Source organism: Cryobacterium sp. TMT2-17-1, from assembly GCF_004402765.1.
GTDB lineage: Bacteria > Actinomycetota > Actinomycetes > Actinomycetales > Microbacteriaceae > Cryobacterium > Cryobacterium sandaracinum.
In genome coordinates this window covers 231,149-245,198 of sequence record NZ_SOGC01000009.1, presented here as the reverse complement: position 1 = coordinate 245,198, position 14,050 = coordinate 231,149, and the positions used below count along the sequence as shown (strand labels likewise).

General features: G+C 67.4%; 9 protein-coding genes. 4 read left to right on the top strand and 5 right to left on the bottom strand.

Going from position 1 to position 14,050, the window contains the following annotated elements; genetic code table 11:
• Positions 1-16: 16 nt before the first annotated feature.
• Entirely contained in the window at positions 17-1,219 is a 1,203-nt protein-coding gene (locus E3O47_RS02525; RefSeq protein ID WP_134419438.1) for an MFS transporter, read from the bottom strand.
• Positions 1,220-1,260: 41 nt separating this feature from the next.
• On the bottom strand, positions 1,261-1,944 hold the full coding sequence (locus E3O47_RS02520; RefSeq protein WP_104101413.1) for a GntR family transcriptional regulator: 684 nt from the start codon (positions 1,942-1,944) through the stop codon (positions 1,261-1,263).
• A 226-nt stretch (positions 1,945-2,170) separates the two neighbouring features.
• Between E3O47_RS02520 and pflB the strand changes: the two genes are divergently transcribed.
• The 3 genes from pflB (at position 2,171) to E3O47_RS02505 (ending at position 6,313) form a co-directional block, all read left to right on the top strand.
• Positions 2,171-4,429: a formate C-acetyltransferase gene (gene pflB, locus E3O47_RS02515; protein WP_134342363.1), complete on the top strand. Its 2,259-nt coding sequence runs from the start codon at positions 2,171-2,173 to the stop codon at positions 4,427-4,429.
• Positions 4,430-4,469: 40 nt separating this feature from the next.
• Positions 4,470-5,327, top strand: coding sequence for a pyruvate formate-lyase-activating protein (gene pflA / locus E3O47_RS02510; RefSeq protein ID WP_104101408.1), 858 nt, complete (start codon positions 4,470-4,472; stop codon positions 5,325-5,327).
• A gap of 107 nt (positions 5,328-5,434) precedes the next feature.
• On the top strand, positions 5,435-6,313 hold the full coding sequence (locus E3O47_RS02505) for a transglycosylase domain-containing protein (protein ID WP_166785307.1): 879 nt from the start codon (positions 5,435-5,437) through the stop codon (positions 6,311-6,313).
• Between the two features lie 114 nt (positions 6,314-6,427).
• On the opposite strand, the gene E3O47_RS02500 is transcribed toward E3O47_RS02505, so the two are convergent.
• Positions 6,428-6,970, bottom strand: coding sequence for a heme-binding protein (locus E3O47_RS02500; RefSeq protein ID WP_104101402.1), 543 nt, complete (start codon positions 6,968-6,970; stop codon positions 6,428-6,430).
• Between the two features lie 21 nt (positions 6,971-6,991).
• On the bottom strand, positions 6,992-10,396 hold the full coding sequence (gene dnaE / locus E3O47_RS02495; protein WP_134419436.1) for a DNA polymerase III subunit alpha: 3,405 nt from the start codon (positions 10,394-10,396) through the stop codon (positions 6,992-6,994).
• 162 nt (positions 10,397-10,558) lie between these two features.
• Between dnaE and E3O47_RS02490 the strand changes: the two genes are divergently transcribed.
• Positions 10,559-11,674 carry an AI-2E family transporter gene (locus E3O47_RS02490; RefSeq protein ID WP_134342360.1) on the top strand — a complete coding sequence of 372 codons (1,116 nt, stop codon included), beginning with the start codon at positions 10,559-10,561 and terminating at the stop codon, positions 11,672-11,674.
• A 124-nt stretch (positions 11,675-11,798) separates the two neighbouring features.
• Here the strand turns inward: E3O47_RS02490 and E3O47_RS16845 are convergent, their stop codons facing one another.
• A complete protein-coding gene (locus tag E3O47_RS16845; protein WP_347232575.1) occupies positions 11,799-14,048 on the bottom strand; it encodes a 3-hydroxyisobutyryl-CoA hydrolase in 2,250 nt (749 codons plus the stop codon).
• Between the last annotated feature and the right edge of the window lie 2 nt (positions 14,049-14,050).

The window sequence follows — 14,050 nt, the reverse complement described above, 5'->3', positions numbered from 1 at the left end:
ATAATCCAGGTGCCGCCTACTCGGTGACGCGCCGGCGCATCCCGTTCGCCACCAGGGCCAGGCAGAGCGCGCAGACCACGAACAGAATGCTCAGAAGCACCGGGTAACCGGCCACGGCATTGAGCCAGGCGAAGGCGACCGGCAGCAGGAAGCCGATGTAGGTGAGGCTGTAGTAGACCCCGGTGATACCCGCCAGGTCGGCCGCCGTGGAGATCTTCTGGATCTCCACGAGCCCGGCCACGATGCTCACACCGTAGGCGGCGCCGAGCACGACGGCCGTGAGGAACGCGAGCACCGGGGACAGCACGATCGCCGTGGCCACGCTGAGACCCACTCCCAGCAGCATCACGGACATCCCGACCATGAGTGCACGCCCATCGGTGACCCGGTTGATCCGAGCCACCTGCGGTTGCGCGAGCGCGCCGGTGCCGAGGGTCACAACCGTGAGCAGGGTCGCGTAGGCGAGGTTGAGGCTGCCGAGTTGGTCCTGGACCAGAGTGGGCATGATCGCGTAGGCGATGCCGGCGGCGCCGAAGACCCAGGGAGCTGACGGAATGATCACGCGCACGAAGCGGCGGTGTCCGGCCAGCGGAACCGCCAGGTCCTGCCAGAAGGGCCGGTGTGCCCGGTAGCGCGGCACGGTCTCCGGGGCCCTCAGCAGGCGGGGGAGCACAAGCAGGCTGAGCACGATGTGCACGACATAAGGGGAGAGGGTCGGCATCGGCCCCCACTGCGCGAGCACTCCGGCCACCCCGGCCCCGAGCCCGAACCCGACCGTGAGGGTGAGTGAAGGCCGCCGTGCCCCTGCCGTGCGGCCGGCCTGGTTGTCGAACGGCGGGCTGGACAGTTCCTTGAGCCACGCGGTTCCCACCGCCATCGCCACGGCGACGCTCAGCCCCGCCAGCAGGCGCCCGGCGGAGAGCATGATCCCGCTTGAGAATCCCAGACCCAGCAGGATGCTGGCGAGAATTCCCAGGACGACGCCTGCCAAGGTCAAGGGTTTGCGCCCGTAGCGGTCCGAGAGTGCGCCGGCGAGCAGCAGCCCGGGGACCAGGCCCACCACGTAGAAGCCGAGGAAGAGGTCGGTCATGACGACGGAATAGTGGCCGAGCGATTCGTACATGTGCAGGAGGGGCGTGAAGTGGTTCCCACCCCAAGCCATGACGAACAGGGCAGGAGCGGCGAGCTGCCAGGCGGGAACGGTGCGGCGGAAAGTCATGGGTCTTTTCTGAAAAGCAGGTGCGGGAAGGTGGGGGACGGTCAGGGCGCCAGCTGCGCGTGATGACCGTCTTCGACGTGCTGGCGCAGAGCGACCTCGTAGGCGAGGGTGTCGCCGCCGCGCAGGTGGTGGGCAAGGATTCGGTGTTCGGCCACCAGACGGTCGAGGTTGCGCGGGTCGCGCAGGGCTGCCCGGTGCACGAGGCGCTCAAGCCTGGGGCCGAGCCGGGTGTAGATCCCGTCGATGACCCGGTTATGCGTCTCGTCGACGATGCGGGCATGGAACCGGTGGTCGGCGCGGGCGAACGTGAGCAGGTCGCCGGCCAGGGCGGCGTCGGACTGGACCCGAATAAGGTCCTGCAACTCGGCGTCGACGCCCGGGATGTCGTCCGGCCGCTCGCTGAGCAGGGTCACCGCCGTGTTCTCCAGCATGACGCGCACCTGCAGCAGCTCGGCCGTCTCCGTGTCGCCCAGGGCTGTGACGACCGCGCCCTTCTTGGGGAAGAGCGTCAGGAGCCCGTGGGCCTGGAGTTCGAGGAAGGCCTCCCGCACGGGGGTGCGGCTGGTGGAGAGGGCCTCGGCAATTTCGCCCTCGGTGATCAGCGAGCTTGCGGCCAAGGTGCCGGAGATGATGGCGTCGGCGACGGTCGTGTAGATCCGGTCGACGGCGGAGGGGGCCGCGGCGGGGGGCCTGGCGGCTCCGCGGGACATCGGGAGGAAGCTCATGCCTCAACCTTAGTCACACATGCACCTATCTATAAATGCATCAATGGATGCAATCTTATAAATTTCGCGTTCGGGTGGGTCTGACGGGAGTAGTGTTGGAAAAGAGGGCAAGTCACACGGTGCATCGTTGCATTAGCCGGAGCCTCGTGGTCCTGCTCTCTCGGCCCGACTGCGGGAGAGACACTTTCGCGGAGGGTGTCTCGATCCCACGAGGAGAGCAATCTACATGACAATCACTGAAGGTGTTCGCAGCGGAACGGATGATGCCGGTCGGACTGACTTCGCCTCCGGCCCCTGGCAGGATTCGATCGATCTGCGCGACTTCATCCAGCGCAATTACACCCCCTACCTGGGTGACTCGAGCTTCCTTGTCGGAGCGACCGCACGCACCACGGGGATCTGGGCCAAGCTGTCCGAGATGTTCCCCGAGGAACGCCGTAAAGGCGTCTACGACGTCGACGCCACCACGCCGTCGTCCATTACGGCCCACGCTCCGGGCTACATCGACCAGGCAAACGAGGTAATCGTCGGACTGCAGACGGATGCTCCGCTCAAGCGTGCCATTATGCCTTTCGGCGGGTGGCGCATGGTTGCCACCTCGCTCGAGACCTACGGCTACCCCGTGTCTCCCGAACTTGAAAAAGTCTTCACCGATTACCGCAAGACCCACAACACCGCCGTCTTCGACGTCTACCCTCCCGGGGTCCGTCGTGCACGAAACAGCCACCTGATCACCGGACTGCCCGACGCCTACGGCCGCGGCCGTATCATCGGCGACTACCGCCGTGTCGCCCTCTACGGCGTCGATGCCCTCATCTCGGGCAAGAAGAACGACCGCGCCGAGCTCGACATGGAGCCCTCGACCGAGGACATCATTCGCGCCCGCGAGGAAAACTCGGAGCAGATCCGGGCCCTCAAGGAACTCATCCAGATGGCGGCCTCCTACGGCTCCGACATCTCCAAGCCGGCCACCACCGCGCGCGAAGCCGTGCAATGGCTCTACTTCGCCTACCTCGGCGCCGTCAAGGAACAAAACGGTGCTGCAATGTCGTTCGGCCGCAACGCGGCCTTCCTCGACACCTACATCGAGCGCGAACTCGTCGCCGGCACCCTGACCGAAGAGGGCGCCCAGGAGCTGATCGACGACCTCGTCATCAAGCTGCGCATCGTGCGCTTCCTGCGCACCCCCGAATACGACGAGATTTTCGCCGGCGACCCGACCTGGGTCACCGAGTCGCTCGCCGGCATCGGTGAAGACGGCCGCCCGCTCGTCACCAAGACCACGTTCCGTTTCCTGCAGACGCTTTACAACATCGGCGCAGCGCCCGAGCCGAACCTCACCGTTCTCTGGAGCGACGCCCTGCCCGAGGGCTTCAAGCGTTTCTGTGCGCAGGTGTCGATCGACACCTCGGCCATCCAGTTCGAGTCCGACGAGATCATCCGCGCCGAGATGGGTGACGACGCCGCGATCGCCTGCTGCGTCTCGCCCATGCGCGTCGGCAAGCAGATGCAGTTCTTCGGTGCACGCGTCAACGCCGTCAAGGCGTTGCTGTACTCGATTAACGGTGGAAAAGACGAGGTGTCCGGCAAGCAGGTTGCCCCGGCCACCACGCCGAACGCCGACGAGGTGCTTTCCTACGACACCGTCTTCCCGGCCTACCTGGAAACGCTCGAGTGGCTCGCCGAGACCTACGTCACGGCTTTGAACTGTATTCACTACATGCACGACAAGTATGCCTACGAGCGTCTCGAAATGGCGCTGCACGACAAGGAGATCATCCGCACGATGGCTTGCGGAATCGCCGGCCTGAGTGTGGTCGCCGACTCCCTGTCGGCCATCAAGTACGCCACGGTCCGCCCGGTGCGCGACGAGACCGGCCTGGTCGTCGACTACACGATCGAGGGCGAGTTCCCCCAGTTCGGCAACGATGACGACCGCGTCGACACCATCGCCGTCGACGTGATGGAGCGGTTCATGAAAATGATCCGCAAGCACCCGACCTACCGCGACGCCATCCACACCCAGTCGATCCTGACGATCACGTCCAACGTGGTCTACGGCAAGGCCACCGGCAACACGCCGGATGGTCGCCGCAAGGGCGAGTCGTTCGCTCCGGGTGCCAACCCGATGAACGGCCGCGACACCCACGGGATGCTCGCGTCGGCGCTCAGCGTCGCCAAGCTCCCCTACAGTGAAGCGCAGGACGGCATCTCGCTGACCAACACGGTGGTTCCCAGTGGTCTCGGCCACACCAAGGAAGAGCAGATCACCAGCCTGGTCGGCCTCATCGACGCGTTCACGTCGGCAACCGGTTACCACATCAACGTGAACGTGCTCAACCGCGACACTCTCGAAGACGCCATGGCGCACCCGGAGAACTACCCGCAGCTGACGATTCGCGTGTCCGGCTACGCGGTGAACTTCGTCCGCCTGACCCGCGAGCAGCAGATGGATGTCATCAGCCGCACGTTCCACTCGCACTGATCACTGATATCAACGCGGCGACGCTGAGTAGGACGAGACAATGCCAGCAGTAAACCTCGGTCTGCCCAGCGCCGGCGCGGCGATCGCCCTGGTGGACGGTTCATCCGTAAGCAGTGAACAAGCCGAACTGGCTGAACTCCACCACCTCGAAATGGAGGCGATTCACAACGGATCGGTCGCCAGTGTCCACTCATGGGAACTGGTCACCGCCGTTGACGGTCCCGGCACGCGAATGACACTCTTCCTTTCCGGGTGTCTGCTGCGCTGCCAGTACTGCCACAACCCGGACACCTGGAAGATGAAGGATGGGTTGCTCACCACGCTGGACGACCTCGTCGCCAGGGTCAAGCGCTATAAGGGCGTCTTCGACTCGACCGGCGGAGGGCTGACCATCTCCGGTGGCGAACCGCTCATGCAGCCTGCCTTTGTGACTCGACTCTTCGAGGAGTGCCACAAGCTCGGCGTGCACACCACCCTGGACACCTCTGGGTTCCTGGGCAAGAGCGCGTCGGACACGCTGCTGGACAACCTCGACCTCGTGCTGCTCGACGTCAAGTCCGGCATCCCCGAGACGTACAAAGAGGTGACCGGCCGAGACCTCGCTCCGACGATCGCATTCGGTGACCGCCTGAGCGAGCGGAACATTCCCGTCTGGGCGCGTTTCGTTCTCGTCCCGGGTCTGACCGACGCCGTCGACAACGTCGACGCCGTCGCCGAGATCGTGTCGCGCTGGCCGAACGTGCAGCGCGTCGAGGTTCTGCCCTTCCACCAGATGGGGGAGGACAAATGGGACCGGCTGAACATTCCATACCCGCTGCACGGCTCTCATCCTCCGGATGAGGCACTGCTGGTGCGGGTGAGGGCCCAGTTCGAGGCGCGGGGCTTGACGGTCTTCTAGACGCGAATCACACTCGAACCAGACGGGGCGTGGCATCTCTAGCGGTGCCACGCCTTTTCTGCGCAGTAAGCCAGAGGATGCCCCCTGCCAACCGCGGAAAAGCCGGAGTGGTTCGACTGATCGGCATTTGCGGGCTCGGTGGCGGACTCGCATTTCTGCTCATCGGAGGGCTGGGCCTCGTGGTTTCGATCACCGTGTTCGAGAGTCTGCCGGGCTACCCGGACATAGAACCGCTCTCCCAGAAGAGCAACACCTACGCCGCCCAGAACGACGGCACGTCCGTGCTGCTGGCCTCTTTCTACGATCAGAACCGCATCGAGGTCGACTGGGACGAGATCAGCCCCTACGCCCGGGATGCCGTCATCGCCGCCACCCCCGCCCGCGAGATCAAGAAAATGCGCCTCGCAATCGGGGCGGAGAAGAAATTCCCCCAGAACGACATCCTGCGCCAGTACCTCAACATCACCGGTTTCGGCGGCACCGTCTACGGCATCGAGGCCGCGGCGAACTACTACTTCGGCACGACGGCCGCAGAGCTCACCCTGCCGCAGGCCGCAAACCTGGTGGAGATCGTGGACAACCCGGCCAAGTTCCGCCTCGACAATCCCGGCAGTGAGACCAACGGCTACGCAGTCAACAAGGCACGCCGGGACTACATCCCGCGCGAGATGGTCGAGCACGAGAAGATCACCGCAGCGGAATTCCAGGCTGCCGTGGCCACACCGGTTCAACCGGCCATCCAGGGCACGTTCAACGACAGTTGTCGGGGCCGCAGAACTATGATTTTCAGAACCGAAACCCGAGAAACGACGCCGGGGAGAGCGGCGGAAACTCCAGCGCGCTCGAGTCCACCCTCGGCTCGATCAATACGGGTTTCATCGGGATGGCGAAGAAACTGGACCTGTGCGGCATCCTTCAGACGGCCGCGGCTTTCGGAGTGCATCGCGCCGACGGCAGCCCGCTCGTGCAGACCGCGGCGGCCGTGATCGGAACGAATGAGGTGGCTCCGCTGACCATGGCCGGTGCCTTCGCGGGCATGGTCTACGCGACGCGTCGGGTGATGACCGACAACACGGCAGCTCGACGGACAATTCCGACGACTAGGAGATTCCGGAACCGGAACCGGAACCGGTGACGGTGACGGCGATGAGCGCTTCGTTGTGCCTGAGGAAGCCCGGCTTCCAGGGTGGGTCGAAGCGGGCGAAATAGGGTCGGCCTGCGAGCAGGAGACCCTCGCGGCTCACCGCGTCGACGAGGAGGGTGCCGTTCTGCGCGAACCTTTCCTCGCTCCAGCCGCCGTTGAAGCGGCGGGCGGCGACCGTGCGCTCGGGGACCTCCTTCGTGCTGACCTGCGCGTCGCGGGGCACGGGCACCTCCGCGGGCGGCATCCCGTCGGGGAGGACGAAGCTGACGGTGTGGCTCTGCGGGGTCGTGGTCTCCTGGATCACGGGCGCGGTCATCGCGAGGCGTGTCGAGGTCTGGTTGTTGCCGCTGATGTATTGGAAGAGCGGCCCGAAGCCGCGGTTGCCGGCCGCGGAGAAGTCCCCGGCCACCTCCACCTGCACCAGCACGGTGCGGGGATAGTGACGCAGTTCGAAGTCGGCGTACTGACGAAGCACGTCGTAGCGCTGTTTCTCGGTCATGGACACCAGTGTAAGCGCGGGTCAGGCGGTGCGTCGGGGCCATAGATGGTGCACATTCGTGGTCGCCATGGCCGCCAGGTCCTCGGCCAGTTCGTCGGCCAGGTCGTGGGCGCGGTCGGCGTTCCGGGCGGCCGCCTCGCCCGCGTGACGCAGCTTGACCCGGCGGGCGACATCCGTGAGATCCCACAGGTTCTCGCCCGTGACGGAGACGCCCTTCGCGCCGGACCGACGGGTGCGGCCGCGCACCAGCAGTTGGCCGGTGTGGAACACCGGGCCGCCGATGCGCTCCTGGGCGTCGTGGAAGAACACGACGTTCGAGACCGGTCCGGTGCCGTCGTCGAGGCTGACGAAGACCACCCGGCGCCCGTTTCGCATCGGCGGCGTGTTCGTGGCTCGGCGCACCCCGGCCAGGAGCACCTCGGTGCCGCCGGGCAGGTTGATCAGCTCGGAGGCCGGCGTAACGCCCAGCTCCGTGAACAGCGGGTAGAACCGGGCCATCTGGTGCCCGGACACCGCCAGGCCCAGATCCCTGAGTTCGAGGTCGGTCTGGCTGCGGCCGCGCAGCTCGAGCGAGGTCACCGCGTTGAACCGGGACCCCTCGTATTCGAGCACCGGCAGAGGCACGTCGAAGGCGAGCTGGTCGTCGTGGATGGTGACCGCTGTGCCGCGGAGAGACTGGATGTGGGCGAGCAGCTCGTGCCGACGGGTGCGGTCGTACCCGATGAAGCTGTCGAGCGCTCCCACCCGGGCGAGCGCCTCGAACGTGCTGCGCCGCGGGCGCACCCGGTCCCGGAAGTCCTGCAGCGAGGTGAACGGCTGGTGGCGCACGATGCGGGCGCGTTCGGCGGCCGTGCAGCCGGAGAGTTCCGGCAGGGCGAGACGGATGCCGCGCCGGCCGCCGTCGGACTGCTCGCCGTCGATCTGCTCCACCCGGTAGTCGAGGGCGCTGTGTTGCACGTCCAGGCCCAGTACCGGCACGCCGAGCAGCCGAGCCTCGGCCACGATCAGGTCTTTCGGCCACATACCGGGGGCGTGGGTGAGGAGTCCGGCCAGGAACACCGCGGGGTGGTGGGTCTTGAGCCAGGCGGACTGGTAGGTGGGCAGGGCGAACGCCGCCCCGTGCGCCTTGGCGAAACCGAAACTACCGAACCCGGCGAGCACCCTCCAGGCGCGGTCGATCACGGCGGGGGTGAACCCGCGCTCGAGGGCACGCATCCGCACGTACTCCTCGATCCGGGCAAGCTGCTCCGGTTTGCCAAGGTGGCGGCGGAAGACATCCGCTCGGCCGAGCCCGCAGCCGGTGAGTTCGTCGAACAGTCGCATCACCTGCTCGTGGAAGATCACCACACCCTGGGTCTCCCGGAGGAACGGCTCGAACCGAGGGTGGATGTAGTCGGGCATCACCTCCCCATGCCGGGCCTGAAGGTATTTCAGGGGCATGTTGTTCTGCATCGGCCCGGGCCGGAACAGGGAGATCTCCACGGTGAGGTCGTTGAACACCTCGGGCTGCAGCTTGCCGACCAGCTCCATCTGGCCGGGAGATTCGATCTGGAAGATGCCGAGGGTGCGAGTGGAGCGGATCAGTTCGAAGGTGTCCGGGTCGTTCAGTGGGATTCGGTCGAGGTCAATGGTCTCGCCCGACAATCGGTGATGTTCCTCGACGGCGTGGGCCATGGCCGACTGCATGCGCACACCGAGGATGTCCAGCTTGATCAGGCCCATCGGGTCCATGTCGTGCTTGTCGAACTGGGACATGGGCAGCCCCATGCCGGACGCCTGCACCGGGGTGCGGTCGAGCAGGGAGGCGTCGGAGAGGATGACGCCGCAGGGGTGCACGGAGATGTGCCGGGGAAGCCGGTCGAGTTTGGCGGTCAGGTCGACCAGCAGGTCGAGCTGCGAGGAGGCGCGCACCTCGGCGGCCAACGGCTCGAGCTCGGGCTTCTCGGCCAGGGCGCGGCGGAAGTCGCGCGCGTTGAAGCGCCACATCTGCTTGGCCACCGCGGCCACCTGCTCGTGATTCATGCCGAGGGCCAGGCCGGCGTCGCGCACGGCTCCGCGGCCGCGGTAGGCGTTCGTCATGGACATCAGCGACACCCGATCGCTGCCGAAGGTGTCGAAGAGCGTGCGATAGACGTCGTGCCTTCTGGCGGACTCGACGTCGAGGTCGATGTCGGGCAGGGTCTGCCGCTCGGGGGAGAGGAATCGCTCCCAGAGCAGCCCGTTGGAGATGGGCTCGACGGAGGAGGTGTGCAGGGCGTAGTTGAGCACCGAGCCCACCCCGGACCCGCGCGCCTGGATGCGGATGCCCATCTCCCGGATGATGTCCGCCACCCGGGCGACGGTGAGGAAGTAGCCGGCGAAACCGAGGTGCTCCACCGTCTTCAGCTCATGCACAAGACGTGCGTGCGCAGCATCCGCCAGCGACCGGCCCGCCGGCGACGTGACGGGGTAGCGGTCGTCGATGCCGGCCCGGGCCCGGGCGTGCAGCTCGGTCAGCGGGTCGCCGCTGACGCCGATGATGCGTGCCTCCGGCATGCGCGGGCGACCCAGGCCGATGTCGGAGTCCGGGTCGAGGCTGCACCGCTCGGCAAGCTGCTCGGTGTCGCGGAACAGTCGGTCGACGGCGCCGTCGTCGTGCAGCCCGGCGTCGACGACCATGCGCGCCACCTGCCTCATGGCGACTTCGGGTTTCAGCCAGGCCTGGCCGTTGGTCTGCAGCTGCTCCAGGTTCGCCAGCGCCGTCAGGGTGCGGGCCGCGTCGGCCAGGTCGGCGGTGACGGCCTCGTCGGGGGTGCCGTAGCGCACGGCGTTGGTGAGCACGGCGGGCAGCGCGGCGTGCTCGAAGAGGGCGAGCATGCGGGTGGCCGGCGTCACGCTGCCGGGAGTCCCCGGCGCCGCCAGATGGCAGACGATTTCACCCACCACCGACTGCGGCGGCAGGGCGCGCAGCCACGCGGTGAGGCAGGCGCCGGCCGCGTCGGTGTCGCGGCGCTCGACCGATTGGCCCACATCGGAGGTAGGGCCGAGCAGCACGGTGAGGCAGCGCAGTCCGGCCAGCTCGGCGAGGTGCGAGCGGGCGATGCTGGGGCGCCCCGACGCGCTGTGCGCGGCGCTGTTGTGGGCGGCGCTGACCGCGCGGCAGAGGGCCGCATAGCCACGACCGTTCAGATCACCATGGGCGAGCACCACGATCCGGCCCAACGGATGCCCGTCGTCGTCGTGCACCGCGAGGTCGGCGCCCAGCCCCGGCCGGATACCCGCGGCCGCGCAGGCGCGCACGTGCTTGACCGCGCCGTAGAGACCGTCCCGGTCGGTGAGGGCCAGGAAGGAGCCGTTCTGCGCCTGCGTCTGCTCCACCAGCGCCTGGGGGAGTGTGACCCCGAAGTGCGTGGAGTAGGCGCTCGCGACGTGGAGGTGTGCGAACATGTGTGTACTCCTCTGGCGGGCAGGTCGACGGGTGATAGATAGAACAAATGTTCGATGTAGGGAGTGTACGTCACACGGCCGACACGCGCTACCGGCAGTCTGGCGAGGCAGTCTGGCTAGGCTTGGTGGCTCAGCCGTCGTTCGCCTCGTTTGGAGATCCCCATGACCACGCCCACTTCGTCCTGGACGGACTATCTCGGCCGGGCCGCCATCCGCTCCGGTCAGGCCCTGCTGGTCCTCGCCCTGCTGGTGGTGGCCATCTACGGGATCACGCAGCTCAAACTGGTCTTCACCCCGCTCCTGATCGCCCTGATCGTGGCGTCGGCGCTGCGCCCCTTCATGCGGTTCCTGCTGGCCCGCGGGGCGAACGAATCCCTTGCTGCGGCGATCACCCTGATCTTGAGCGTCGCGGTCTTCGGTGGCGTCGTCACCCTCGTGGTGTTCGGCATCCGCGGCGAGTGGGACACCCTCTTCACCTCGGCCAGCGAGGGGCTCGACAGCCTGCAGGAACTGCTCACCAGCGGCACGCTGCCGATCGATTCCGCTCAGATCGATTCGGTGCGCGAGTCGGTCATCGACTTCGCCACCAGCAGCCAGTTCGGGTCCGGGGCCCTGGTCGGGGTCTCCGTGGCCGCCGAGATCGTGGCCGGTGTGGTGCTCGGCCTCGTCGTGCTCTTCTATTTCCTGAAGGACGGCCCCCGCATTTGGAGCTTCCTCATCCAGCCGCTCGCCGGCAAGCGGCACGAGCGGGCCGTACGCGTCGGCGTGAGCAGCGTCGAGGTATTCGGCAACTACGTGCGCGGCACGGCGATCGTCGCGTTCGTCGACGCCCTGTTCATCGGGATCGGACTGTGGATCCTGCAGGTTCCGCTGGCGCTGCCGCTCGCCGTCATCGTCTTCGTCGGCGCCTTCATCCCCATCGTCGGGGCGACGGCCGCCGGCATCCTGGCCGCACTGGTGGCCCTCGTCACGAACGACCTGACCACCGCCATCATCGTGGTCACGATCGTGGTCGCAGTCAACCAGCTCGAGGGCAACTTCCTGTCCCCGGTGGTGCTCGGCAAGTCACTGCGCCTGCACGGCCTGGTGATCCTGCTGGCACTGACGGCCGGCACGATCCTGGGCGGCATCGTCGGCGCGGTCATCTCGGTGCCGATCGCCGCCGTGGGCTGGGCCGTCATCAAGGCCTGGAACGCTCCCACGCCGCCAGTTCCGGTCGCGCCGGTTGAATCGGCCCCGCCTGCCCCGCCGCTCGGGGCGGCCGGCGCGACACCCTAGCCGATGCGCGCCAGGTTCGGTGTTGAACCAATTCGACGGAGATTCTCGTTCACAACTGCCTTTTCGGAGTTTTCAGGGCCGATTCGGGCAGAATCTCCGTCGAATTCGTTCGGGCGAGCGGTGATCAGCTGAAGGCGGAGATGCCGGTCACGGCCCGGCCGACCAACAGCGCGTTGATCTCGTAGCTGCCCTCGTAGGAGTAGATCGCCTCGGCGTCGGCGAAGATCTTGGCCATCTCGTACCGGGTGCTGATGCCGTTGCCGCCGAGCAGACCGCGGCCCAGGGCCACCGTTTCGCGCATCCGGGTCGTGCAGGTCGCCTTCGCGAGGGCCGCCTGGTCCATCGTGAGCCGCCCGCTCTCCTGCAGTCGCGCCATCTGCACCATCAGCGACAGCGACAAGGTGGCGTTGCCGATCATGCGGGAGAGCTGCTCCTGCACCAGCTGGAAGGATGCGATGGGCATGCCGAACTGGCGCCGCTCCAGCGCATAGGCGCGGGCCACGTCGAAGGCGGCGAGCTGCTGGCCGACCGCCTGCCACGACACCCAGATCCGCGAGTTCCGGAGCAGCACGTTCGTGTCCTGAAAGCTCCGGCTGCCCGGCAGCCAGTTCGTGTACGGGATCCGCACCTCCGTGAGGGTGATGTCGGCGTTCTGCACGATCCGCACCGCGATCTTGTTCTCGATCGGGGTGGCCGTGAACCCGGGCCGCTCCGTCTCGACGATGAATCCCTTGATCTGCCCGTCCGCGGTGTCCCGGGCCCAGACCAGCACGTAGTCGGCCATGGCGCCGTTGCCGATCCAGCGTTTGGTGCCGTTGAGCACCCACTCGTCGCCGCTGCGGGTGGCCGTGGTCTCCATCATGCGGGAGATGTCCGAGCCGTGTTCCGGTTCCGTCAGGGCGAAGGCCCCGATCTTATCCAGGGCCAGGAGGCCCGGCAGCAGACGTTCCCGCTGCTCGGGTGAGCCGAGCTCGTCGATGGCGGCGGCGAACAGCTCGTGGTGCACGCCGTAGAACGTGGAGATCGAGGTGTCGGCCCGGGTCAGCTCCATCTGCAGCAGCCCCGTGAGCAGATGGCTGGTCGCGGCAGCACCGGTCGCGGCGAGGTTCTGCGCGGCGAGGCGGGGCAGCAGCTCGAACGGGAACGCGGCGCGGTTCCAGTAGTCCACGGCGAGAGGGCGCACCTCGGCCTGATAGAACGATCGCGCCGCGGCCAGCCGCGCGCGCTCACCCGTGGTGAGCAGATCGGTGACGAAGATCAGGTCGGCGTCGACGTAGGGCACCTCGCCCAGCCCGGGCCCCATTCCGAGCCCCAGCTCCTGCTCGCCGAGCGGCGCGAAGAACGCGGCGACGGATGCCTCCGTCACCTCGCCGAGGCCGGCCGGCGACCACCGGGGGCTGCGGTCCTTGTCGATCACCTGGGCCCGGATGCCCTCCTGCAGCTCGCTCCGCTGCAGGAAACGGAGCGTCACCCGGTACTCCTGATCGAGCGCCTCGTCGAGGCTCGGGAGCCGCCGGGCCCGGCGCAGCGAGGCCAGGGTGACCGCGAGTGCGGTCGGCGACCTCGTGAGGATGAGGGCGGCGGCGTCGCGTGCGGCTTCCACCGGGGAACGCCGCAGGGCGGCGACGATCTCGCCCACGTCATCGGACGCGTAGCACTCGTCGATCCAGTGCCGCTGGGCGAGGAGGACGGAGGGCGGGGGAGTCTCGGCCAGGGCGCGCACCGCCTCGGCCGCGTCGGTCTCGGCCAGGGTGCGGACCAGGGCAGGGAGCCGGTCGCTCGGCACGAAGTGGTCGGCCAGGCCCAGTGCGATGGCGTCGGACCCGGAGACCAGGGCGGCGGTCAGGGCGAGGTGGGTGCCGAGCTCACCGGGGGCATGGGACAACAGCCAGCTTCCGCCGACGTCGGGTACGAAGCCGATCGCGGTCTCCGGCATCCCCAGCCGCGTGCGCTCGGTCACGATCCGGGTGTTCGCATGGCCGGAGACGCCGACCCCGCCGCCGAGCACGACGCCGTCCATCACGGCCAGGTACGGTTTGGCGAACCGGTGGATCTGCGCGTTCAGATGGTACTCGTCGGCGAAGAACCGGGCGGCCTCGGCGTCAGCGTCCGCTCGATCGTCCGCGCCCGCGTCCGCACTGCGGTAGATCGCCACGATGTCGCCCCCGGCGCAGAGGCCCCGGTCGCCGCTACCGGTCAGCAGAACGGTCTCGACCTGACCGTCGACGGCCCAGTCGGTCAGCACCGCGGACATCCGTCGGATCATCGCGTGGGTCAGGGCGTTCAGGGCCGCCGGGCGGTTCAGGATGATCTGGGCGAGCCGCCCGTCGCGGCGCAGCAGAATGTCCGGCCGGTCATCCATGAGCTCGAGCATGG